The 24,152-nt window shown below is 46.5% G+C and carries 21 protein-coding genes; 18 read left to right on the top strand and 3 right to left on the bottom strand.

The annotated features are described in order from the left end of the window. Positions 1 to 4: 4 nt before the first annotated feature. A complete protein-coding gene (locus BMZ72_RS22545; RefSeq protein ID WP_089811962.1) occupies positions 5 to 2,005 on the top strand; it encodes a glycoside hydrolase family 127 protein in 2,001 nt (666 codons plus the stop codon). A 62-nt stretch (positions 2,006 to 2,067) separates the two neighbouring features. Here BMZ72_RS22545 and BMZ72_RS22540 read toward each other — a convergent pair whose 3' ends face one another. Together BMZ72_RS22540 and BMZ72_RS22535 are read right to left on the bottom strand one after the other, a co-directional pair. Continuing rightward, positions 2,068 to 2,523, bottom strand: coding sequence for an ester cyclase (locus BMZ72_RS22540; RefSeq protein ID WP_089811961.1), 456 nt, complete (start codon positions 2,521 to 2,523; stop codon positions 2,068 to 2,070). Positions 2,524 to 2,690: 167 nt separating this feature from the next. Further along, positions 2,691 to 3,713 (bottom strand): quinone-dependent dihydroorotate dehydrogenase, encoded by a 1,023-nt coding sequence (locus tag BMZ72_RS22535; RefSeq protein ID WP_089811960.1) that lies wholly within the window; start codon positions 3,711 to 3,713, stop codon positions 2,691 to 2,693. A 150-nt stretch (positions 3,714 to 3,863) separates the two neighbouring features. Between BMZ72_RS22535 and BMZ72_RS22530 the strand changes: the two genes are divergently transcribed. The 4 genes from BMZ72_RS22530 (at position 3,864) to BMZ72_RS22515 (ending at position 9,022) form a co-directional block, all read left to right on the top strand. Further along, on the top strand, positions 3,864 to 4,379 hold the full coding sequence (locus tag BMZ72_RS22530) for an RNA polymerase sigma-70 factor (RefSeq protein WP_089811959.1): 516 nt from the start codon (positions 3,864 to 3,866) through the stop codon (positions 4,377 to 4,379). 162 nt (positions 4,380 to 4,541) lie between these two features. Then, on the top strand, positions 4,542 to 5,492 hold the full coding sequence (locus tag BMZ72_RS22525) for a FecR domain-containing protein (protein ID WP_089811958.1): 951 nt from the start codon (positions 4,542 to 4,544) through the stop codon (positions 5,490 to 5,492). A 20-nt stretch (positions 5,493 to 5,512) separates the two neighbouring features. Next, positions 5,513 to 8,143: a TonB-dependent receptor gene (locus BMZ72_RS22520; RefSeq protein ID WP_089811957.1), complete on the top strand. Its 2,631-nt coding sequence runs from the start codon at positions 5,513 to 5,515 to the stop codon at positions 8,141 to 8,143. Beyond that, on the top strand, positions 8,144 to 9,022 hold the full coding sequence (locus BMZ72_RS22515) for a DUF4249 domain-containing protein (RefSeq protein WP_089811956.1): 879 nt from the start codon (positions 8,144 to 8,146) through the stop codon (positions 9,020 to 9,022). Positions 9,023 to 9,027: 5 nt separating this feature from the next. Here the strand turns inward: BMZ72_RS22515 and BMZ72_RS22510 are convergent, their stop codons facing one another. After that, positions 9,028 to 9,279 carry a hypothetical protein gene (locus tag BMZ72_RS22510; RefSeq protein ID WP_012794788.1) on the bottom strand — a complete coding sequence of 84 codons (252 nt, stop codon included), beginning with the start codon at positions 9,277 to 9,279 and terminating at the stop codon, positions 9,028 to 9,030. A gap of 499 nt (positions 9,280 to 9,778) precedes the next feature. On the opposite strand from BMZ72_RS22510, the gene BMZ72_RS22505 reads away from it, so the two are divergent. From BMZ72_RS22505 to BMZ72_RS22445, 13 genes are all read left to right on the top strand, one after another. Continuing rightward, entirely contained in the window at positions 9,779 to 10,612 is an 834-nt protein-coding gene (locus BMZ72_RS22505) for a heme/hemin ABC transporter substrate-binding protein (RefSeq protein WP_255373269.1), read from the top strand. Between the two features lie 5 nt (positions 10,613 to 10,617). After that, positions 10,618 to 11,673, top strand: coding sequence for a FecCD family ABC transporter permease (locus tag BMZ72_RS22500; RefSeq protein ID WP_089811955.1), 1,056 nt, complete (start codon positions 10,618 to 10,620; stop codon positions 11,671 to 11,673). Further along, on the top strand, positions 11,670 to 12,518 hold the full coding sequence (locus tag BMZ72_RS22495) for a heme ABC transporter ATP-binding protein (protein WP_089811954.1): 849 nt from the start codon (positions 11,670 to 11,672) through the stop codon (positions 12,516 to 12,518). Before BMZ72_RS22500 ends, BMZ72_RS22495 begins: the two co-directional genes overlap by 4 nt. A 4-nt stretch (positions 12,519 to 12,522) precedes the next feature. Continuing rightward, a complete protein-coding gene (locus BMZ72_RS22490; protein ID WP_089811953.1) occupies positions 12,523 to 13,557 on the top strand; it encodes a hemin-degrading factor in 1,035 nt (344 codons plus the stop codon). A gap of 316 nt (positions 13,558 to 13,873) precedes the next feature. Beyond that, on the top strand, positions 13,874 to 14,191 hold the full coding sequence (locus BMZ72_RS22485) for a DUF6686 family protein (protein ID WP_089811952.1): 318 nt from the start codon (positions 13,874 to 13,876) through the stop codon (positions 14,189 to 14,191). A gap of 260 nt (positions 14,192 to 14,451) precedes the next feature. Then, the gene (locus BMZ72_RS22480; RefSeq protein WP_255373268.1) at positions 14,452 to 16,533 is read left to right on the top strand and encodes a TonB-dependent receptor plug domain-containing protein; all 2,082 of its coding nucleotides are present in this window, start codon (positions 14,452 to 14,454) and stop codon (positions 16,531 to 16,533) included. A gap of 34 nt (positions 16,534 to 16,567) precedes the next feature. Next, complete coding sequence (locus BMZ72_RS22475) at positions 16,568 to 17,587, top strand: HmuY family protein (RefSeq protein WP_177222896.1); 1,020 nt, start codon at positions 16,568 to 16,570, stop codon at positions 17,585 to 17,587. A gap of 245 nt (positions 17,588 to 17,832) precedes the next feature. Further along, positions 17,833 to 19,956 (top strand): TonB-dependent receptor plug domain-containing protein, encoded by a 2,124-nt coding sequence (locus BMZ72_RS22470; RefSeq protein WP_089811949.1) that lies wholly within the window; start codon positions 17,833 to 17,835, stop codon positions 19,954 to 19,956. Positions 19,957 to 19,964: 8 nt separating this feature from the next. Continuing rightward, positions 19,965 to 20,660 carry an HmuY family protein gene (locus BMZ72_RS22465; RefSeq protein ID WP_089811948.1) on the top strand — a complete coding sequence of 232 codons (696 nt, stop codon included), beginning with the start codon at positions 19,965 to 19,967 and terminating at the stop codon, positions 20,658 to 20,660. A 32-nt stretch (positions 20,661 to 20,692) separates the two neighbouring features. Then, positions 20,693 to 21,481, top strand: a complete 789-nt coding sequence (locus BMZ72_RS22460; protein WP_143087751.1) for an HmuY family protein — start codon at positions 20,693 to 20,695, stop codon at positions 21,479 to 21,481. 22 nt (positions 21,482 to 21,503) lie between these two features. Beyond that, on the top strand, positions 21,504 to 22,223 hold the full coding sequence (locus BMZ72_RS22455; RefSeq protein WP_089811946.1) for a hypothetical protein: 720 nt from the start codon (positions 21,504 to 21,506) through the stop codon (positions 22,221 to 22,223). A gap of 34 nt (positions 22,224 to 22,257) precedes the next feature. Next, a complete protein-coding gene (locus BMZ72_RS22450; RefSeq protein ID WP_089811945.1) occupies positions 22,258 to 23,220 on the top strand; it encodes a hypothetical protein in 963 nt (320 codons plus the stop codon). 118 nt (positions 23,221 to 23,338) lie between these two features. Then, a complete protein-coding gene (locus tag BMZ72_RS22445; protein WP_089811944.1) occupies positions 23,339 to 24,097 on the top strand; it encodes a hypothetical protein in 759 nt (252 codons plus the stop codon). Positions 24,098 to 24,152 lie beyond the last annotated feature (55 nt).

The following is a 24,152-nucleotide window of genomic DNA, read 5'->3' as shown; positions in this document are numbered from 1 at the left end:
GGTTATGAAGAAACAATTGTTAACACTGGCCCTGCTGTATGCCCTGCCTTTGTGTGCGCAGCAGGCTGACTATCCTGTAAGAGGGGTGGATATCACCGCTGTAAAACTGACTGACAGCTTCTGGCTGCCAAGGATCCGTGTCAATCATACCGTCACAATCCCGGCTTCCTTTGCGAGATGTGAAAGTACCGGCCGTGTGAAGAACTTTGAGATGGCAGCTGCAAAGCAAGGTAAGTTCTGTACAAAGTATCCTTTCGACGATACAGATATTTATAAAACGATTGAAGGAGCAGCTTATTCAATGGCAGTAACACCAGATAAAAAGATGGATGCCTATGTAGATTCGCTGATCACGATCGTAGCGAAAGCACAGGAACCGGATGGTTATCTGTATACTGCCCGTACCATAGACCCGGCGCATCCGCATGACTGGGCTGGCCCGGAACGCTGGGTAAGAGAACATGAACTGAGTCACGAGTTGTATAACTCCGGACATATGTTCGAAGCTGCCGCCGCACATTACCTGGCTACCGGCAAACGTAATTTCCTGGATATTGCCCTGAAGAATGCCGACCTGCTGGTATTGACATTCGGACCCGGAAAACGTGGTGTAGCGCCGGGACATGAAGTAGTGGAAATGGGATTAGTACGTTTATACCGTATCACCGGTAAAAAAGAATACCTGCAACTGGCCAGGTTCTTCATCGATGAAAGGGGCAAACGTCAGTACAATCCAAAGAGCAGAAATCAGTGGGAGAATGGGAAATACTGGCAGGACCAGGAGCCCGTTGTTAATCAGTCTGAAGCCGTAGGACATGCCGTAAGAGCCATGTATCTGTATGCAGCGATGGCCGATGTAGCTGCACTGGATGGAGATACTGCCTATCTGCATGCAATAGACAGGATCTGGGATAATATGGCCACAAAAAAGATCTATGTACAGGGAGGGATCGGTGCTATTCCTGATGGAGAACGTTTTGGTGAGAACTATGAATTGCCTAATGCGACCGCTTATAACGAAACCTGCGCAGCGATCGGTAATGCTTTCTGGAATGTGCGGATGTTCCAGTTGCACGGTGATGCGAAATATGTGGATATGCTGGAGAAAGTGTTGTACAACGGACTGATAGCCGGCGTCGGACTGGATGGTAAATCCTTCTTTTATACTAATGCTATGCAGATCAGAAATGGCGTGCATCATCACAGTATGGAACCTGGCCGTTCCGGATGGTTTGAGTGTTCCTGTTGCCCTACTAACATGGCGCGCTTTCTGCCCTCATTACCTGGTTATATCTATGCACAGAAAGCCAGGGATGTATATGTGAATCTGTTTATCAGCAGTACTGCTAATATCCAGGTAGAAAAGCAGAAAGTGAAGATCGTACAGACCAACAATTATCCATGGAACGGCGATCTGCGTTTCAATATTGAACCGGCAACAGCCACTGAATTTACCTTAAAACTGCGTGTGCCGGGATGGGCGAGACAGGAAGCCATTCCTGGTGGATTATATCATTTCAAAGACCAGGATCAGCACAAGGTAGTGATCAAAGTAAATGGTCAGTCGGTTGATTACCAGCTGGAGCAGGGATATGCCGTGATCAAAAGAAAATGGAGTAAAAAGGATCTTGTGGAAATGCAGCTGCCAATGGATACACATGAAGTATTGGCGGATAATAAGATCAAAGATGACATAGGAAAAGTGGCGGTTCAGCGTGGACCGTTAATGTATTGCGCTGAGTGGAAAGATAATGATGGCCGTACCAGCAATCTTATACTTCCTGCGATATTCCAGCCGGAAGAAAGAAAAGAGCTGTTGAATGGCATTGTTGTATTGAAGGGAGAAGGTAAAAGTGTCAATGTAGATGTGCAGCAACAGCAGGTGAATACGACACCCAGACAAATTACGCTGATCCCTTATTATGCCTGGGCAAACCGGGGAGAAGGGGAGATGAATGTTTGGTTTCCTGCGAAGATCGCAGATGTGGATATACTGGCACAGTAATGCATGAGATCTGATAAATGTAAAGGGCTGTCTGCTATTGGGTAGACAGCCCTTTGTGTTTTTTATTGTCCCAATCCTTCGGCTGTCCACGCGCCACTCTGTACGAGTAATCCGAACCAGTCTTCCATATGCCAGGTATGGGTGAGTTTTCCGTCTTTCAGGTAATGAAATTCATGCAATGGAATGCTCACTTTCTCATTGGTTGGAGGAATACCCAACACTGTTTTATCGTGTGTAAAAGTGATAGCAGCTCTTACGGCTGCCCGTTCGTGTACACCCATGATCTCATGAATAATGATCTCTATATCCGGGAAGATACTTACAAAGCTACGGATGATATCTTTCAGCCCCTGTGGGCCATCTGCCTGTCCGGGGCCCAGTGGGATATCCTGCCAGTCTGGTGTGCAGACGTTATCCAGCAGGTCTGGTTGCTGTTCTTTCCATGCGCCGTAAAATACTTTTATAGCGGCTATTTCCTCAGCACTCAGCGGTGCTGCCTGTATATCTGGTGTCTTCATGTGATTTGATATTTACAGGTCAAAGGTCAGTCAGATAACAGGAGGGATGATGGTGATGATTTCAGGAATCTTAGTAGTGTTTTCAGTTTCTGGATAGTGGGATAAAAGCGAAGGGTGTCTGCCATGTGGCAGACACCCTTCGCTTTTATTATTTATCAACAGGATTATTAACGTAATCCTTCGCAGATCTTCTTAACGATGGTCGGGCCCTCATAAACGAAGCCTGTATAGACCTGTACCAGTGAGGCGCCGGCGTCCAGTTTTTCCTGGGCATCTGCAGCGGTGAAGATACCACCTACCGCAATGATCGGCACAGCACCATTGGTGTTTTTATGAATATAGCGGATCACTTCTGTTGCTTTCTCCCTTACAGGCAGACCGCTGAGTCCACCTGCGCCGATGGCTTCCACTTCAGCAGCAGGGGTTTCCAGGTTGGAGCGGTCAATAGTAGTATTGGTCGCTACGATACCCGCCAGTTTGGTTTCCTGTACGATTTCTATGATATCGTCCAGCTGACTCGTAGTCAGGTCTGGTGCTATTTTCAGCAATATCGGTTTGGGTTTGCTTTTCTGATTGTTCAGTGTCTGCAGGTGATGCAGCAGCTGTTTCAGAGGTTCTTTCTCCTGTAATGCACGCAGGTTAGGTGTATTTGGAGAACTTACATTCACGACAAAGTAATCCACTACATCAAACAGGGCATGGAAACATTTCTCGTAATCACTGATCGCTTCCTCGTTAGGAGTGATCTTGTTTTTACCGATGTTCCCCCCGATGATGATATTGGATTTTCTTTTTTGCAGGCGTTTGGCAGCAGCGATAGCGCCTCCGTTATTGAAACCCATACGGTTGATCAGCGCTTTGTCTGCCGGCAGGCGGAACAGACGTGGCTGATCATTACCCGGCTGAGATACTGGCGTAACCGTACCGATTTCCACAAAGCCAAAGCCCAGACTGGCCAGTTCGTCGGTAAAACGGGCGTCCTTGTCAAAACCAGCGGCCAGGCCGACAGGGTTTTTAAAGGTCAGTCCCCAGAGTTGTCTTTCCAGTCCTTTACGTTTCGGCTGACAAAAGGAGTGGAGTATATTTTTTCCCAGGGGAAGACCATGCATGATCTGCAGGCCCTTCATTACCTGGTAATGGATGCTTTCCGGAGGAAAGCGGAAGAGTATATTCTTGATAAAATTGTACATGCGGGCACAAAGATAAATAAGTTAGACAATAACCGATAGTCCCTTACAGCAGACGTATAATACCCGTTTTGTATGTCTGTAAAGAATGATTGTCAGGTGATAACACAGCAAAACCGGGTATATATTATATCTTTACACCGCTTTTAACCAATGCTGGACCGCCAAACATTTGAAGATATCTTTAGAGAACATCATGCCGCCTGTCTCGCTTTTGCCGTGCATTACACTGGTAATGTCCACGAGGCGGAAGAGGTAGTGCAGCAGGTATTCCTGCGACTGTGGGAGAAAAGAGCGGTTATTGATATCACGGGGGCAACCCGGTCCTACCTGCTGGCCGCGATCCGGAATACGGCCATCAGTAACTGGCGGAAAGAGACAGTGAGGCAGGAAAAAGAGCAGACCGCCGGTCACCTTCAGGCAGCAGATGTACCGGTTCAATCGCCGGTATGGGAACTGGAAAAACGGTATCAGCAAGCCCTGGAAGTACTCCCTGAGCGTTGCCGTGAAGTATTTATACTCAGCCGTCAGCAACAATTGAAGTACCATGAGATTGCCGAAGTGATGAACATTTCTGTGAAGACGGTGGAAAACCAGATGGGAAAAGCATTGAAAATTATGCACCGGGAACTGAAGGACTACCTGAACCTGTTGCTACTGCTATTTTAGGGATGGATATATATCCGCCGGGGGATTATAGCAGCTATATGCACCAAAATATTTACCTATCCCTATAGGGGAAAGATCTAATAACCTGCGTCCTGTTACCGGGGAAAGTCAGTACGTGCTCCGGCACGGCTTTCACCTGTTTAAAACACTACAAACTGTTCGATGACTAAACTGAATGCTGACGAGGCACTGTATGCCTTGCTATGTAAATACGTGCTCGGTGAAGCCGATGTGACTGAGTGTCAATGGGTGGACGAATGGCTGAAAAGCGATCCGGAACATCCGGCTTTACTGGCTTCACTTGAAAAGTTGCTCAAAGGGCAACCTGCTATTCAGGTGACCCCGGCGGATACGGAACGTGCCTGGCAGTCTCTCAGTGGCCGTATGGGCGGCAGGACGGTCAGTCATACGCGGCGTAGCTGGTGGGCGGCAGCAGCCGTGTTACTCATCGCAGCAGGAACAGGATGGTGGTGGCTGACGGCCCGCAGCAACAGGGTGCAGCGTTATACCGGGCCGGTGGTCGCTTATCTTAAAGACGGTTCTACGATTCAGCTGGAAGATAAAGCCCTGTTGGAGGTCTCACCAGGTTTTGGTAAAGAGCAGAGAGAGGTGAGTCTGGAAGGAAAAGCGCTTTTTACTGTAACGTCGGATGCTGCCCGTCCGTTTATAGTAAGACTGGGGGAACGTACCATCAGGGTACTGGGTACCCGGTTTATGGTGGAAACCGCAGGAAAAGCAAGCCCGTTCCGGGTGCATGTGGATACAGGAGAAGTGATGGTCAGCGATAGCCGTAGCAGCGACAGCGTTGTGCTTTCTGCCGGTATGCTGCTGGAGCAACAGGATAAGGAACGTTTCCGGGTAGCTGCGCATGTGGCAGATGCCGTTGGCAAACAACTATCATTTACAGACACGCCATTGTCAGAGGTATTGGAGACTATCGGACTGGTGTATAACATAACCGTTACCGCAGACAGTACATTGCTGGCACTGCCGGTAACTGCCACTTTTACCGGCGAAACAGCCGACAATATACTGGCCTCACTCGCATTTATGACCAATGCGATAATAGAAAAGGGAGCGTCAGGAGTCACATTAAAGAAGCATGATGAATAATAGCTATAACCTTAAAACGAATGATGTCACTGTTTGGTAGATTCCTGCTGGGGATGCTATTGATCAGTATTTCTGTACAGGCGTCAGAGTGGGACTGGAGAATGAAAATCAGCGTGGCCGTTAAGGACCAGCCGCTGGAAACAGTATGTACTATACTCGAACAACAATATGGTATCCATTTTTCTTATAGCCGCAACATTGTGGACCTCTCACCGCTGGTGACCATCAATGTGCAGAACAGGCCCCTGAAAAAAGCCCTGGATGAAATTTTTAGCCCCTACAATATTTCCTTTGCCCGGATCGGCGATCAGATCGTCCTGACGGTTAAAAAACATCCTACTTATACAATCAGCGGATATGTACAGGATCACCTCACCGGCGAAAAACTGATCGGGGCCACCGTTTATTCTCCGATATTACATGTGGGAACAATGACAAACCAGTTCGGTTTTTTCAGTATTACGCTTCCCCGGGATACCAGTAGTCTGCTCGTCTCTTATGTGGGATATGAACCTGGACGCCTGTCTGCCCGAAAGGACGAAAACACGCCCGTAATCGTGTCGTTACATCCCCGGAGCAGCTTGCCGGAAATTATTGTGGATACAGTCCGGCCAACGGAGCAGAGTACTGTCAGTCGCCTGAATGTATCTCCTGCAGCTGTTAAATCCATGCCCCGTTTATTGGGAGAAGCGGATGTAATGCGTACGATAGTGGCGTTGCCGGGTGTTTCCGGCGGATTGGATGGCGGAGGCTCCCTGAATGTCAGAGGAGGCAGCCCCGATCAGAACCTGGTGCTGCTGGATGGTACGCCCATCTTCAACGTTTCTCACCTGTTTGGTATCTTCTCTGTATTCAATCCGGATATCGTTAAGAATGCAGATTTCTATAAGGGTGCATTTCCTGCCCGTTATGGTGGTCGTTTGTCTTCCATTGTGGATATCTCCCTGAAAGACGGAGATATGCAGCAATATCATGGAGAAGCGGCTATCGGGTTGATTGCTGCGAAAGCGATGGTAGAGGGGCCGTTGAAAAAGAACAAGACCTCTTTCCTGGTATCTGCCCGTCGTTCACATACAGATATGCTGATGGATGATCTGGCTATAAACAATAACACCCAGACGGGGCCGAAAAGTAAGGCATATGTGTATTTCTATGATGCCAATGTGAAGATTAATCACATCTTTTCTCCCAAAGACCGTATTTATCTGAGCACTTATATAGGGCAGGATAAATTAAGTGTAAGATGGCAGGAAGGTGCTTCAGATGGCGGCATTGGGACTTATTATGGAGACAGCCGTTCTAATTTTCTCTGGGGAAATTATACCAGTACCCTACGCTGGAACCATGTGTTTGGGCCGAAGATGTTTGCAAATGTTACGGCGAATTATTCCCAATATTATTTTTCCACTGATTATAAATATAACTACAAGCCGCTGAATACCCTGGACACGGTCATATTATCCGGTAAGTACTATTCCCGGATACAGAATGCAGTGGCTAAAATGGACTTTGAATACAGACCGCAGCCCAAACACACGATTAAATTTGGCGCTGGTGCGATCACGCACATTTTCACACCGGGCGTATCTGTATTTCAGGACAATGGTAAAGATCAACCGGCAGTGGATACCTCTTATGGGGATGTGACTTCGGTAGGACAGGAATTGTACCTGTATGGAGAAGATGAATGGAATGCGGTGCATAATCTCTGGTTGAACCTGGGGGTACATGCGTCCGGTTTTTTGGTAGATGGTCGGTTCTATAATTCTATACAACCCAGGTTGGGTATCCGTTATGAGTTGCCTCGCAGATGGGTGCTGAGAGGATCGTATACGCATATGACGCAGTACCTGCATCTGCTGGCCAATAACCAGGCAAGTCTGCCTACAGATCTATGGGTACCCTCATCCGGCAGGGTGAAACCAATGTTCTCACGACAGGGTTCTTTGGGCGTATCTAAAACTAGCAGAAGAGGGATGTACGCTATGTCGCTCGAAGGCTATTATAAGACCATGGATCATGTAATAGAGTATAAAGGCTCTGCGTCTCCGTTCAATGGCGCAGGCAAGGACTGGGATGAAGTAGTGGATATCGGTAAGGGGCGTAGTTATGGTGCAGAATTATTACTGGAGAAAAAGAAAGGTACCACCCGTGGCTGGATCGGATATACGCTGGCCTGGTCAGAAAGGACTTTTCCCGGTGTAAATCAGGGTAAGACTTTCCCTTACAAATACGACCGCCGGCATGATCTGGAAGTGGTGATCACACAGAAACTGGGCAAACGCTGGGAGTTATCTGCCAGTTGGGAATATGCTTCCGGTACGCCTTTGTCATTACCCAACGCCAGTTATGAGGGAATTGATGATCCATCTCCTTATGATCCGCCACAGAATGATCCGATACTCGATCATATGGGTGACAGGAATAAGTATCGTACTACGCCGATGCACCGCCTGGATCTCAGTGCGACGTACAGTAAGAAGAAACGACTCTGGACAAAGAGCTGGACATTCAGTTTGTACAACGCTTATAATCAACAGAACCCATTCTTTTACACGATTGTCACCGACAGGGAGAAACAGGAGCGGTATCTGGCTGAGGTCAGTATCCTGCCTATTCTGCCAAGTGTGACCTACGCAATAAAATTTTAAATGAAACGTATGCGTCCGTTTATCATTGTTGCAATATTATGTACTGTTATAATCGTTGCCTGTAGCAAGGAGTCCAGGATTGCGATACCTTATGATGGCGATAAGATCGTGCTGAATGCATTGATACAGCCTGACAGCCTTGTATATATCCGGGTAACCGGTAGTAAGCCGGTAAGGGAATATCAGAACCTGAAGTTCCCTGAGTTAAAAAATGCCACCGTCACGATGTATGAAGACGGTAAATCCATACCGGCACCGGAATGGAAAGTGATCAATGGGAAAGGATATTATGTGTCGCATGCACCGGCACGGGCAGGAAGTCAGTATAAGATCACGGTTAATTACAGCGGACTGACCAGTGTCGCTGCAACAGACAGTACTCCACAGCGTCCTGAGATCAGAGACGGGGCTGCACAAAAGCTGGGCAACAGGGTGCGTTTCAACCTGAAAGATGATAGCAATGAGAAAAACTACTACAGAATACGCGTGTATAATGCCGACACCGTAAACGGTATTATCACCCCTTTTAAACGCGATACGGTAAAGTTCAGACTGGACCCTTCCTTTAATAACAACTTTGCCGATATTATAGGCAACAGTTACCAGGGAGAAGTGCTGCTGAGCGATGAACGTATCAGCGGAAAAGACGTGCTGTTCGTATTACAGACAAGCAAACAGGTTACAGCTTCCTACATGATAGTGGAAGTCAGCAATCTGACAACGGGTGCTTATAAATACCTGGATGCCACATCAGATCAGCGATTGGAAGACGGCATTGATTTTACGCTGAATCCGGAGGATATCTATTCCAATGTGGAGAACGGATATGGCATCGTTGCGGGGGTGAATGCCGGCAGGCTTTCATTCGCAGTAGAATAGCAGTTCTATTTCTCTATCTGGTATTTGAGAATAATATCATTCAGCTTACATGACAGTTTTACGCATTCTGAAATAATGGTGTTTTCGAGTTCTGTATAGCCCGCTGATTCCAGGTGATAGATCTGCGGGTATACGGATGACATCAGCTCTTTGGCGGCAGATATCAGACCGTCCTGCAGATTAACAAGTTGTTGTTGTTCCTGCATCGCACTCTGATAGTAAGGCGATAATGGATTTAGTATTTCATCCCAATCCATGGGTATTAATTTTTCCGGTGATAGGTAATATATAAACAACAACACCGGAAAGTATTTAGTTTAACCCCTCCGGGAACTTCCTGAGGAAATATTGAATTTTATAAATATTTCCCATTTGCGTAAAGATTGTCATAAAATTTTCCCGATTTGATTAGTTCGTTACATTTCTATGACATAGATTTGCATTACTCAATTACTCCGCCGCAACTGTCAGACCATTTCTGATATATCCTTATATCATTTTCGGCTGTCAGGTACACTTAATTTTTTTCATTACTGGTAAACTGTACCGGAAAACTGCGAAGTTCCGTAAAGGGCACTGCCGTGTCAATACTGTACTTCCCGGTGTCTGGTACCCGATAACTTATTGCTAAGATCTTGCCGGAGCATGGCGGAGTAAAAATGCTTACGGTAAGCGATGGTTGGCCCAAACCCCGGGTAGGGTCAACCATTAATTTTTTCTTTCCAGCATATTAATCAATCTTATTTATTCAAACTTATGATGAATCATATGCGGGTACGTGCAATGATCGTATCCTTTGCTGTATGCCTGTTGGCGACGATGAATGTGAATGCGCAGAAACGTATTGTATCACTGAATGGTGCTGTTACCGAGATCGTGTGCGCACTGGGATTTGAGCAATCACTGGTAGGGGTGGATGTCACCAGTACTTATCCCGCCAGTATGAAAGCCGTGACCAAAGTAGGCCACAACCGTAATATTTCCGCGGAGCCGGTCCTGGCGTTACAGCCTGACCTGATCCTCGCTACAGATAATTTTATCCAGCCTGCCGTTATTGACCAGTTTAAAAGTGTAGGTGTAAAAACCATACAGATGAAGCAGGAATTTTCCGTAGCCGGCACTAAAAAGCTGATTACAGACGTGGCTGCTGCATTGAATGTGCCTGAAAAAGGCGCGACGCTGATCAAACAGCTGGATAAAGAACAAAAGACTTTGCATGTCCAGGCACACCCTAAGAAAGTGTTGTTCATCTATGCGCGTGGCGCTGGTACCATGATGGTAGCCGGTAAAGAAACACCGCTGGACAAGATCATCGCCCTGGCTGGTGCACAGAATGCAGCCAATGGATTTAATGATTTCAAACCACTGACACCGGAAGCGCTGGTAACAGCTAATCCGGATGTGATCCTCATGTTTGATGATGGATTAAAAAGCATGGGTGGTGTAGATGGTCTGCTGAAAGTACAGGGTGTTGCGCAAACCAACGCAGGTAAACAAAAGAAAGTGATTACGATGGATGGCCAGCTGCTGACAGGATTTGGACCGCGTGTGATTCAGGCCGTACAGGAGCTTTCTGCGAAGCTGAACTAATAAAGATGAATATCAACATAAAAAACGTCAGCAGTATCACGATCTTAAGCGTATTGCTTATTGTAGTGATACTGCTGGCGACAGGTACAGGTGCAATGCACATGTCTCCGATGCAGGTGCTTGCCATGCTGTTGGAGAAAACAGGTATACACCTCCCTGTTGCCTACGAAGAGAATATGCCGGGTGTGCTCTGGATGATCCGTCTGCCCAGAGTGGTACTAAGTGTGCTGATCGGAGCAGGACTGGGGCTGGCAGGGGCTTCTTTACAGGGCTTGCTGCGTAATCCGCTGGCTGATCCGGGACTGATAGGGATCAGTTCAGGTGCATCGATGGGAGCGGTAGTGATGATTATTGTACAAAATGCATTACCTGTTTTTCAAAGTGCACCGGCGCTTAACTTTTATGCGCTGAATCTCGCTGCATTTGCCGGAGCGATCATCACAACGTTATTCATCTTTCGCATTGCGCGTACCGGCGGACAGGCAGTTATCTCTACGCTACTGCTGGCAGGTATTGCCGTAAGGGCATTGTGTGAATCAGTGACCGGTCTGATGACCTACCTGGCCAACAATGAACAGCTGCGTAGTATTACGTTCTGGTCACTGGGAAGTTTAGGTGGCGCCAGCTGGAAAACCGTTGCCGGTATTGCACCTTTCATTATCATTCCACTGATACTGCTGCCCCGCCTTGCGCCGGCACTGAATCTGCTGGCACTGGGTGAAAGAGAGGCAATGCACAGTGGTGTACGTGTACCAAAACTGAAAGCATTCCTGGTCATACTGGCCACCATGGCGGTCGCTGCTGGTGTGGCAGTGGCAGGTATCATCGGGTTTATCGGACTGATCGTACCACATATTGTACGGCAGTTCACCGGACCGGATTACCGGATACTGATACCAGGTTCCGCGCTATCGGGAGCCGTGCTGCTGACAGTTGCCGACCTGTTGTGCCGGACCATCGTAGCGCCCGCTGAACTACCCGTAGGTATCATTACAGCGGTCATAGGAGCGCCTTTCTTCCTATGGCTGATTATTAAAGAAAAAAGGACTATACTGGCATGATGTTGCGTGCAAAAGATATATCACTGTCCCTGGGAAAAGCACAGATATTGCGTGGTGTAAGCATGGATGCGAACGCCGGCGAACTCTGTGTGATCATGGGGGCCAATGGAGCGGGTAAATCAACACTGCTGAAAGTAATAGCAGGAGAGTATATGCACTATCAGGGTAGTGTGAATATCGCCGGAAATGAACTGAAAGCATTGCCGGTAGATGCACAGGCCAGGATGCGGGCAGTACTGTCACAACAGATCACATTGAATCAGCCTTTCTCTGTAACGGAAGTAGTGAATATGGGGCGTTATGTATATAATACCCATCTTTCTGCACTGGACAAAGAGATCGTAATCTATGCACTGAAGATGATGCAGGTATATAACCTGCGTGAAAGAACATATCCGACGTTATCAGGAGGACAAAAACAACGGGTACAGATGGCCCGGGTACTGGCGCAGCTACTGGAAGCGCCTGATTTGCAGGCCACTGACTATACCGGTAAAAAGATGTTATTACTCGATGAACCGGTAACAGGAATGGATATCCTGCATCAGCAGTTATCCCTGCAACTGGCTACTTCTCTCGCCGCCAGCGGCGTACTGGTAGTAGCCGTGCTGCACGACTTTCAACTGGCCGCTGCTTATGCTCATAAAATGCTGCTGCTAAAGGATGGAGGCGTATATGCACAGGGCACTGTGGAGGAGATCCTGACTCCCGCACATATTAAAGACTGTTTCGGTGTGGAAGTAGCCGTACTGGAACATCCTCAATGTCATTATCCGCTGGTGGTAACCGCCGCTGCCGACGGCCTTTTTAAATCACCTGCCGAAAAGGCAATAAACGTATTGTAATCCAATGAATGCAACTGCGACTTCTACATTAAAAGAACAATGGCTGAATTTCCGTGAACAACATCCAAAAACAAGGATCCGTGATGCTGCCCATCAGCTGCAAGTGAGCGAGGGCGAAATCGTCGCCGCCTGCACCGGAACAACCATTAAGCACCTGAAGAATGAATTTCCTGCACTCATGCAGGCGATGCCGGCATTAGGTAAAGTGATGGTGCTGACCCGCAATGAAAATTGTGTAATAGAACGCAAAGGCGTTTTTGAAATAGTAAATACTGAGAATAAACATGTCGGTACTGTATTGGGTAAAGACATTGATCTGCGTATGTTCTTCTCCCGCTGGAAATATGGTTTTGCAGTAGAGAACGACGAAACGATCGGCTTCAAAAAATCTCTTCAGATCTTTGATGCACAGGGTGGCGCCATCATGAAAATATACGCTGTGGAACAGACCGATCTCAGCGCATGGGATAAAGTAGTGGCTGACTTCACTGCTGCTGAGCAGGCAGCTGCTATTACAGTTGCGCCAGCTCCTGCTGCGCCGGTATATAATGATGCAAACGCAGATGCTGCATCCTTCCTGGAAGGATGGGCAAACTTACAGGATACACATGATTTCTTCCCATTGCTGATGAAGCATAAATTATCCAGAACAGGCGCGCTTGAACTGGCAGAAGGCAAATTCTCCCGCCGGGTAAACAGTGAGTGTGTAAAAACATTGCTGAACCAGGCTTCCGCAACTGGTCTGGAGATAATGGTATTCGTGGGTAATCCGGGTAATATCGAAATTCATACTGGTCCGGTACAGAAGATCCTGGAGATCCCAAACTGGATCAATGTAATGGATGAAGACTTTAACCTGCATCTGAAAACAGATACCATTGCACAAAGCTGGGTAGTAGAGAAACCTTCAGTAGATGGTATCGTTACTTCGCTGGAAGTATTCGATGGCGCCGGTGAAATGATCGCACAATTCTTTGGTAAGCGCAAACCTGGCAATCCTGAACTGGAGCCATGGAGAGCATTGGCTGCGAGTCTGTAACGAACAACTGTTTTCTATAAACCTGCAATAGTTGAAGCGCCTTCATTTACATGGAGGCGCTTTTGTTTTTCCCTAATTGACAAATCGTTTTCCTTATTTGAGCATCTATCCATCACACAACATTGTACTTTTGATCCGTGCGAAAGAGTAATTGATATTAAGATTTATTGCTGCAGACATCCATTGTTTGTCAGCTCCAGAAAGAAACTATACTATCCTCGACAACCCTTTATCAGTGAAGTTTATCTGCTATTGCCGGCAGTGTGCACGCTGCCTGGCGATCCAGATTACGACACAAACCCTTAAACAAAAATATATGTGCGATATCAGACCATTGTGGAATAAGAATAAGGCGCAGATCAGCCATTGTGCAAACTGCCAGACCGTATATATATGGCATAATAACCTTATCCTGAATTTCACTCCTAAAGATTTTCAATTGTTTCATGAAACGCTCGAACACCAGGACTTCTACGACTGTAGTATGATGTTTCCTGATGGAGAAGAAAGAGTGATCGTGCATTCGCCATGCCGAGATATCAGTTTTACGTTTACATTGCAGGAATGGCTGGATATGAAGGAAGCGATGGGTGAGGCAGTTCTGCTGCAACAGGTATATGATCTGATCCGCTAGTGTTTTTCCCTTTTGCGTAAGTCTTTTTCCTGAATAGATAAACGTGTTCGTCAAACGCATGCTTATCTTGCATGCATTATTTACTCCGCCAGATATCCGGTATTACACCATGGCTGCAATCTCCGCCCGCAGTTCGTGTAATACAAAAGCATTATTCATTTAACCGTTGGTACCAGTATGCGTCGTTGTATTGCCTGTAGCACACAACGGCAGGGGATTTTTATGCAATTTTTTTAAAGGGGTCAATGCTACTATACTTTATGAGGTCACAATTTATTGTGTTAGGTCTGTCTATTGCCTTATGCAATAGCGCATGGGCGCAGTCTGCCAAACAGAAAGCGCCTGATAATGTTATTGCTGATTCAGTACGTTTACGCGACGTAGTGGTAACGGGTCAGTATGCCCCACAATCTCTGAAGCAGTCTGTGTATCAGGTGAGAACGATTTCCAGCGAATATATAAAGTTGCGAGGTGCTACCAACGTACTTGGTGTGTTGGATAATCAGTTAGGTGTACGCTTTTCTAATGATGCTACATTAGGTGAAACCGATGTGGAGATCATGGGGATGTCTGGTACAAACGTGAAGATCCTGTTAGATGGAGTTCCATTGGTCGACAGAGGTAGCACCCGTCAGAGTCTTTCTCAGATAGATATTAATACCATCGAAAGAATAGAAATTGTTGAGGGGCCCATGTCTGTGGTCTATGGAACAGATGCACTGGCTGGTGTGATCAATATCATCACAAAAAAGTATCACGGAAAAGAACAGCTGTCTGTTACAGCCCGTGTACAGGAAGAAACCGTTGGTAAAGAGTATGCCGCTTTCAAAGCAGAAGGTGTACATAATGAAAACATCGGTATACAGTGGGGGCACAAAGGCTTCTTTGCCGGTGCTGGTTTTACCAGGAATGATTTCGGTGGATGGAGTGATTCACTTACCGGTCGCCGGAAAGCCTGGAAGCCGAAAGATCAGCTCATCGCCAATGGTTCCTTGGGATACAGTAATGAAAATCTGAAAGTGTGGTACCGGTTGGATTATCTCGATGAAGATATCATCAGCCGCGGTGATATTAACTATGATAACGGAAAGGCAACAGATCAGCATTACCTGACAGATCGTTTTACACACCAGGCACAGGCTGTATGGCAGGTGAACAAAGACCTGGGCATTAATGCGACTGCTTCTTATCAGGATTACAAGCGGATCACGCGTACAACAATTAAAGACTTTACAAATAATACAGAGGCACTGGCAACTGATGCCGGTGCACAGGATGTGTCTAAGTTCAATACGATTTTCTTCAGAGGAACAGCGCAGTATACTTTTTCTCCGGTATGGTCCTTTCAGCCGGGTGTAGAATATCGTCGTGATGGTTCTTCCGGACAGCGTATACTGGGTACACCTTATATCAACGACTATTCCGTATTCCTCTCTGCTGAAATCAAACCGGTACATTGGATGAATATACGTCCGGGTGTGAGACTGAGTGAAAATTCCGTATACGATGCACCACCGGTAATCCCTTCTGTTAATACCAAATTTGCATTACGCGATAATCTGGACCTGCGTCTTTCTTATGCACGTGGTTTCAGAGCACCTGCTTTAAGAGAATTGTATTTCTATTTCTTTGACGCCAGTCATTCTATCAAAGGAAACAGTGATCTTAAAGCAGAATATTCCAACAGCTTCACCGGTTCTATCAGCTGGCAGGCTGTTGAAAAAGGAGCGGTAAAGATAGGTGTGACTGCTACCGGATTCTACAATGACTTCAACAACAGGATAGATATTGCGACTATCAATGGATCGGATACTTCTACATATGTGAACATCAGCAAGTTTAAAACGACTGGTGGAACATTAAGTGGTGTAATGAACTGGAAGGATTTGCAGGTGAATGTTGGTTTCTCTTACATCGCGCGTTATAATCAGTTCTCAGATGACGATGCCTATAACAAAGATTATCCAACACCTGCATTTACCTGGACACCGGAAGTGAATGCCAATATTACCTACAACTTCAGAAAGATCGGTGGTGCGCTGAACCTCTCCTATAAATTCAACGGAGAGCGTCCTGCTTATGAGGAAGTCACAACTGCTGTTCCTTCTTTTATACATGAGATAAGGACTCCGTCTTTTCATCAGGCAGATCTTACAGCAACCAAGACCATTACAAAATATGTATCGGTCAATGCAGGTGTCAGAAACCTGTTTAATAATACCAATATCAACAATTCAACATTGACCAGCGGACAGGCGCATACAGCAGGTGGCATATTGCCGATGTGGTATGGACGGTCTTATTTCCTGGGATTGAGCTTCAACTGGAACAGGAACAAATAATTAATCAAATAAATACAATCAAACAAAAATGGCTATGAAATTAAGCAGACTTCTCCTCGTACTTGCTGTTGGAACCTTATTCAGTGCATGTAGTAAAGACGAGGACCCTACCGTTGTAATACCACCTTCTGATGGTTCTCAGCTTACGCTGAACGGCGGTGGCGGCACAGGCTCCCCTAATACAGTATATGTAGATTTCAGCTCTGACTCAACCGCTACAAGAGGTCGTACCAGCTGGTCCCTTGGTTTCTATGGCGGTGCTGAATACCGTGTTATCCTCAATGGTTTCACTTCTATCAGCGCAAAGGCTTTAAATAAAACTGATATCAATACTGTTAATATCGAAGATACTGCCGGTATCAATCTGGCTATCGGACAGGGACAGGGTACACTGGCAATGATCGACGATGTATATGGTGATCTGACCAAGACAGCGATCGCCGAAGTATCTGCTGCTGAAGCCAGCAACAAAGTATACCTGGTAAAACCAGAAACTTCATCTGCTACTGATCCTGCTACCTGGTACAAGATCCGTGTTACAAGAAACGGCAATGGCTATACTTTACAGTATGCAAAGCTGAAAGAAACGACTATTAAGACAGCGACTATCACAAAAGATAATAGCTTCAACTTTACTTTCTTCTCCCTGGAGAATGGTAACACCGTAAATATAGAACCTAAGAAAGCTGACTGGGATATCGCATGGTCATATGCTGCTTATTACACAGCGACCATTCCTTATTTCTTCTCTGATTTCGTGGTGACCAACCAATATGCAGGTGTAACCGCAGCTAAAGTGGACAGCACTGTAATCAGCTATAACAACTTCTCTGCTTCCAACATCGCTACGCTGACATTCTCCGACAAACGTGATGCTATCGGCAGCAGCTGGAGAGCTACAACCGGCGCTGGTATCTACAAAAACTTCTACTACGTGGTGAAAGATGCCAATGGTAACTACTATAAACTGAAATTTGTGAGCATGGGTCTTGCCGACGGTGGTGTAAGAGGTTATCCGGTGATAGAATACAAGCTTGTGCAATCAGCTAAATAGTCATGTAAATGAATTCCAGATAGCGTATAATAGCAGGAACGCCTTCACAATTGTGAGGGCGTTTCTTTTTGCGCATTGTTTTCCCGATTGCGTAAGTCATTTTCCCGTTTCGTCATTAACTTGTCAGTACTCCGTACTAATTTTACATTACTACTCCGCCCGACAATCATTTTATTATTTCAGTAACCCGTACTATCGACCCGTTCCCTACAGGCACAGGGATATCCGTACCGGCATATTAACCAATGTATATCAGAAAAGATTTTTACACTTCAATCATCCTGCTGTGTGTGGGACACCAGTGGGCTATGGCCCAGACTGACACTTCCAGGGCTAAGAACCTGCACGGAGTGGAGGTGAAAGCTGTGCGCCTGGAAACGCTGACCAGCAAAGCCGCTATGCCGGTGACGATCATCAACAGAAAGACACTGGAGATGATGGGCAGCCGCAGGTTGGATGAAGTGATGCGCGAACAAACCGGTGTGAATATCGTGAATGATATTGCAGCAGGATCACGTGCCATTGGTATGCAGATGCAGGGCTTTAGTGCTGATTATATCCTGATATTGATTGACGGGCAGCCGATGATAGGCAGGAATGCCGGGAATTTTGATCTGTCGCGTATTACCGTTTCGGATATTGAACGGATTGAAATTGTGAAAGGAGCGTCCTCCAGTTTATTTGGTAGTGAAGCACTGGGAGGTGTGGTGAATATTATCACCCGTCAGAAAGTTACCACTAAGCAGGGACAGGCCATTCTACGTTATGGTTCGCAGAATACGCAGGATGCTACATTGGAAGGAGAGATGCCTTTTTCAAAAGAGAAAGGATCTGTGTCGTTGTCTGGTAATTATTACCATACAGACGGCTATAATGTGAACAGTTATCTCAGCAGGGGCGCAACAGCACCACCATATGACAGTTATAGTCTGCAGTCCCGTTTACGTTATCGTTTGAGCAACACGCATCAGTTATTGTTATCAGGCAGATGGTCTTTGCGTAACTCACAGAATGAATCTGTGTATGGTAGTGGCCAGACGCAAAACAGTACGAAGGATGTATTACGTGAAAGTGATGTAAATGCTTCTGCTGTATTACAGTCTTCGGTCAACAAACAATTCAGGGTGAATAGTCAGTATTATCTGACACGTTACAGTTCCAGTCAGGACGTAAGCACAGGCAAGCAGGTCGCCCTGAAAGCCAATGATTTTACCCAATATTTTCACCGGCTGGAAGAACAGTTCCTGTATACACCTTCAGAGAACCTATCTTTTACAGGTGGCGCAGGCGCTAATCTGGAGCGGATGAATGATACAGAGTTTCATGGCGGAAATGACCTTTGGAGCGGATATGCTTACGCACAGGGAGACTGGAAGCTGCTTAGTAAACTCATGACACGTATCGGTCTCAGATATGACCACAATGGTTTTTATGGAGGTCGTCTGAATCCGAGTGCCGGATTTAGTTACAGTGTAAGTGAGAAGGTGTTACTGAAGGCAGCTGTTGGTACTGGCTATAAGACACCTGATTTTAAGAAACGTTATCAGGTCTTTACCAATCCACAGGCTGGATATACGGTATTAGGTGTGGAAGAAGTCGCCGGTACATTAGCAGAGATGCAGGCTGCGGGACTGATCAGTGAAATAAGACCTGTAGCCCGGAATATCAGTGCTGCTTTACAACCGGAGACCTCTGTGTCCTATAATGTGGGGTTAAGTGTACAGGCGCATACTTCAGTTAAGGTGGACCTGAATGTCTTTTATAATAGTCTGCACAATTTCATCAATACCGTGCAGGTGGCTACCAGAACGAATTATCAGCCTGTTTATTCCTACATCAATCTTGACCGTTCTTACACTGCCGGAGCAGAAGCCGGTGTAGTGGTAAGTCCGCTGCCCGGACTGGACATCTCCGCAGGATACCAGTTATTATATGCAAAGGACAGAGGCGTCATGGATTCTATCCGTAGTGGTAAGTATCCGTATAATAAAGTGCGGAACAGCAATACGGGAGAAACCAACCCTTCCAGGGTGAGTGACTATATCGGACTGGAGAACAGGTCCAGGCATATGGCTAACCTGCGGGTATTCTATGAATATGCACCCTGGGGCATCAGTGCGACCTGTCGTGTGACATACCGTAGTAAAGCCGGATATGACGATGCGAATAACAACCGCTTCCTGGACAGGTATGATACCTTCATTGCAGGTTATGCGATGTTGTATGCCTCTCTGGAAAAGAAACTATGTAAGGACCATTTATCCGTACAGATAACGGCGGATAATGTGACTAATTATACAGATATGCTGATGCCCGGACAACCTGGACGCATCTTGATGGCCGGCTTAAAATGGCGCTTTTTTAAATAAACTAAACCATGCGATACGCAACCCTGACTTGTATGTTAGCCGCTACCCTGTTAGCTGCATCCTGTAAAAAGGACGAAAATAAAGATACGAAGGCCAGTTATGAAGATGGCGTGAGCACCGTTGTCTACGATCTGGCTGGTGATACAGAAGCGTCTGTGTCAGATGGCGTAGAAGGAAAGGAGCGGAGGCCGTTCAGGAGTTTCTATTTCAAATTAAAGACGAAGCTGCAGTCATGGGATAGTACGGCTGCAAACCGTCGCAGTAATAGCTGGGATCTGGCTTTCACCGATGTGTATAATGCGCTGGTATATGTGAACGACGGCAGCAATGCAAATGGTCCGGGGTACGGCGGACCGGGGAAAGGCCTGATCATAGCGGTTGATTCCCCTTATGCAAAAGTGACGACGGCGCCTTCTCCGGAAGTGATGAAAGAAAATAACCTGAAGTTTGCCGGTTGGGATGGATACCCACAGGTCTACAATACGGGCTGGTACTTTTATTCATTAACGACCCATCTGGCGATTCCCATAAAGAACCGCACGTTTATCCTCATGACAGCTGAGGGTAAATATGCGAAGCTGGAACTGATCAATGTATATCAGGGTAATCCACCGGCGGTGACTGATCTCTACTGGCCTGCGCCTTATTTCACCTTCCGCTATTATGTGCAGGAAGATGGGAGCAGGAATCTGAGAACGCCCTGATAAGCAATCATTTTACTAAGTACACTCACTCTATGCAAAAGATCACTCTTTTATGCATGGCCCTTGCCATGTCCCTTATTGCCTGTTCGAAAGGCGACAAAAATACCCCTGAGGTACCAACGCCGGAGGATACGACAACGGTTGTCGATGTGAAAACAGGTGTATACACCCTGGTTAATCTGGCTGCGGATACAAATGCGACGTCCGGCGCCGCTGCAAAGACATTCTACTATAGTCTTGAAACCCAGCGGACGATCCCTGCATCACAGGTGCAGACCTCCAACTGGGATATAGCTTTCAGTGGTACGTATAACAGTACGATCCTGATCAACAATGGGAAGGCGAAATTCTCACCAGGTTATGGTGGTCCGGGTATCGGAGGCATCTACCTGGTAAAAGACGCTGCCATTGATGCGGAATATTATGGTGGTCCGCAGAAAGCGATGAAATCAATCCCCCCACGCCGCTTGTTTGACAGTGCATTTGCACATGTCACAACAATGCCGGTAAATGATGAGCAGCTGCTTACCAATGATGGCGTAGGACTGGATTATTTTGGTCCGAGTACTGACGGATGGGCCTTCTATGATTTTTACGGTCTACAGTTCCCCTCATCGCCAGCGGACAGTGTCGCCCATGTATGCTATAGTATGCCGCGTGCGCTGATCATAAAAACAGCTAAAGGACATTATGTGAAAATGGTCATTTACAGTATTTACAAGGGCGCACCTGAATTACCGACCCGTTCTTATAAGCCTGGATTCGTGACATTTAAATATGCTATTCAGAAAGATGGTACCCGGAATCTTGACCTGAAATAATCAATCTCAATATATACCTGCAATGAAGATAAAAAATCTGCTGCTGCTGGCATTGTCAGCGACCATGCTGGCGACTGCCTGTAAAAAAACGGAAACAATTGAACCACCTGCACCCGCTAATAACAGGATACTTTCCTATAAGGTGACAAACGTACCCGATGCTGCCGTATACGGGGCAATTGACGACGACAAAGGGACTATTACACTCATACTGCCATACTACTATTTTCTGACGGCTATACAGCCTGAAATCAGGGTTTCTGAGGGGGCTACCGTGACACCCGGCAACGGTGTGCTCATTGATGATATTACCAAAAAACTGAGTGAAGGAACAAAGGTGGCATATGTCGTAACAGGTAAGGATGGCAGTAAGGCGACCTATAACCTGGTATTGACTACCCAACAGCCGGATATTGCGGTAGATGAACTATCCCCCGATCCTGCTAATCCACTGGTGTTGTACCATAGTGATCCATCCACTTTTCAGTTCAACTTCTTCAGCATCACTGGAAAGAATTTCATTCCACAACAGGAATCGCTGGGCATCTTTTCTACGATCAGTTACCTGAATGAACAGGGAACAGTGGTGTATACAGCTGTTAATGGAGATAATTTTACTAACAGTATCGGTACGGCGGTACCATCTGCAGCGCAATTACCTGCGGGTTTGTACCGGATCCGGATAACGTCTTATACACGTTCCGCAACGATGAAGAATCCTGTAAAAGTCGAAACGCTCTAAACGTTCTGTAATCATCTGCAACAATTGAATAACCATGACATTTTTTAATAGAACATATTCACAGGTGTCAGCCGCTGTTTTGCTGGCGTGCTGGATGATAGCCGGCGCCTGTAGCAAAGAGAAGGTGGAAGCGCCTTATCCCTATCATGAACTGAAGACATTTAAAGTCGTAGCTGCAACAGGTGATACCATTCAGGCTGCTGTTGCTGATGGAAGTATCATACTGTACTGGCCATTTGACGAGCCTGTACCAGCTACTATCACGCCGTTGATCGCTGTATCTGATAAAGCTACGGTATCACCAGCTTCGGGTACTGCAATTGCCATTAAGGACAGTGTGTCGTACGTGGTGACTGCCCAGAACGGTGCTGCTTCTTCTTATAAACTACGGGTGATCGTGAATCAGCCGGAGTTGCAGATCAATAGCGGTACCGATATGGCAGGACAGCTGGGTGCTAACCTGAGTATCGGAGGTATTACCTATCTGATACCAGATGTGAATATAACAAGTGCTTACCTCGTGTCAGCAAAAGGAGAGGAGACCAAATGTACGATCAATGGTTTCACCGAACTGGGCGCCAATGATTATGCGCTGGAAATGGCGACGCCTGATGTGGATACTGGCAGCTATAAACTGAAAGTGATAAGTGCTACTAAAACTGTGACAAGTGACAAGGCTTTTGTGAAAGTTATTTATCCTTTGCCATCTGTCGTAGCACCAGCAACGGCTATTACAGTAAAGAGAGGACAAACATTTACGCTGAATGGCAGTAATATGAGAGGTATGTTGCCTGGGAGAGCCCGGCTGACCGGTGGACAGCTCTATTACGACCTGGAGCTGGCGGAGTTTAACCTGACCAGTGTGACTTACCGCATACCTGCTGATTTCCCGCTGGGAAATTATAACCTGCTGCATGCTGCATTCCGGAACTATCAGGGAGTGACGGTATATATGCGTGCGGGAACAATCAATCCGGTTCTGATCATTACAGAATAAACATTGTCAATGGCGGCTGCCATACCGGAAAAGAAGAGAGCCGGACACTGGTACTGTCCCGGCTCCCCGAAGATCCGGAGAACAAATATCTTATCCTTAACATTTTAAAACTCTAAAAATGAAAATCTTAGACACTGCCCCCAAATCAGCAGCCAAAACTACAAAAAATATTGCTCGCTCATTCTACGCAGTAGCGCTGGGTGCGATGGCAATATTCTCTTCCTGTCAGAAAGAGGGCAACCAGGCAACACCTGTATTGTCTGGAGCTGATGTGACCACAGCGGCAACCAGTCCGTCTACCGGTCAGACAGTATCTTTTAACTGCGATAGCACTTATGGCACCGTTACACTGGATGCCAGCGGCGTGTATAACGTGGCAAACTTTTTCCAGGGAATACAGGGTACTACCGGTAATCCTCCACACATTGCACATTCAGTATATTACTACAGCCTGGCCGACAATGATGGTGGTTGTGATGGTTTTGACCTGATCTTTAGTGGTACTGCCAATGCAGATATCAGCGTTCCGGCAGGTTATACCTTACAGTATACCACAACTGCTTTTGCCAGCATCACTTCTTCTACCACAGGTACATCTGTGAGCACTTTCGGTTACAACCGTATCCTGATGGCGCCGCCAACAGGTGCTACCACCCTGAATACGGCTCATCCGGGATGGTATAACTACGATGTGGTAAATCACATTGTATATCCTATTGCTGAATGGGGTGTGGAAGTTAGTCTGATCGTCACTACGAGCGCAAATGTAAAGTACAAAGTACAGTTACAGGACCTGTATTCAAACGGTACGCCTAATGCAACCGTACAGGCTAATAACTTCCCGTTCTTTAAATTCCGTTACAAGAGACTTAACTAATCATTTTTTTACTTTTTATCAGGTCAGCCGCCCTGACAAAAAAGAAAGGCGCATC

The sequence above is a fragment of the Chitinophaga sp. YR627 genome (assembly GCF_900114995.1).
In the GTDB taxonomy this organism is placed as follows: domain Bacteria; phylum Bacteroidota; class Bacteroidia; order Chitinophagales; family Chitinophagaceae; genus Chitinophaga.
This window is presented reverse-complemented; position numbering and strand designations above follow the sequence as displayed.